The sequence below is a fragment of the Guptibacillus hwajinpoensis genome, assembly GCF_005144865.1.
Lineage (GTDB): Bacteria > Bacillota > Bacilli > Bacillales > Guptibacillaceae > Guptibacillus > Guptibacillus hwajinpoensis_A.
Window position 1 is genome coordinate 1 of record NZ_SWFM01000020.1, and the last position, 863, is coordinate 863.

Here is an 863-nt window from a genome sequence, read left to right on the forward strand (position 1 = left end):
GAACCGACCAGATCGATCAGACCGATCAACAGACGCTTGCCTTGCTCATCCGCCATGCCAACCTCTCATGCCCGTCCCGTGCCGCAATCCACTGCCAGACCCTGGCGCCTCGCCATCGCGCTATCCGCGTGCCTCGACGTGCCGCCAGGACACTCGGCAGCCCTTACTGGCTGTCCTCTTCCGGTGCAAAGGCACCATCGAGATCCGCATCATCGAAACTGTCGCTGGCGAAGGGATCATCCCCGAGCTTGCCATCGTTGATCTCGAAGTTGCGACGCTGCAGATAGGCATCGCGGATGAAGCTGTAGCGATCTCCCTGAATCAACTTCTCCTGCTCGAGCAGACCGGCACGGGTATCGACGAGATCCAGTGCTTTCAGGCCATAGCGCACCTTGTCTTCCTCGAGGTAGTTGATCGGATCATTGAAGTAATCCACCGGCATGCCGGCAGTGTCACGCAGCGTGCTCGGACCGAACAGCGGCAACATGAGGTAAGGCCCCTGGCCGGCGCCCCACACGGCAAGTGTCTGACCGAAATCTTCCTCGTCGACCGTCCAGCCAAGCTCGCTGGCCGGATCGAACAGCCCGCCGATACCGACGGTGGAATTGAGCAGCAGGCGCCCCGTGGAAATCCCGGCATTCGCCCACTTCCACTGCAGCACCGAGTTGAACATGGTGCGCACTTCCCCGAGGTTGGAGAAGAAGTTGCCCACGCCATCCTGAACCAGCTCCGGCGTCACGTAATCGTAGCCCTGAGCCACCGGCTTGAGCGCATAGCGATCCAGGGTGTCATTGAAGGTGTAGACGTTGCGGTTGAAGCCCTCCCACGGGTCCTGGGGATTCGGCTCGCTGTCACCTGTACTG

1 protein-coding gene is annotated in these 863 nt (G+C 60.8%); it reads right to left on the bottom strand.

All coding sequences use genetic code 11. The annotated features are described in order from the left end of the window. Positions 1 to 163: 163 nt before the first annotated feature. A partial coding sequence (locus FBF83_RS20560; protein ID WP_136948948.1) for a VacJ family lipoprotein occupies positions 164 to 863 on the bottom strand: 700 nt, incomplete at its 5' end.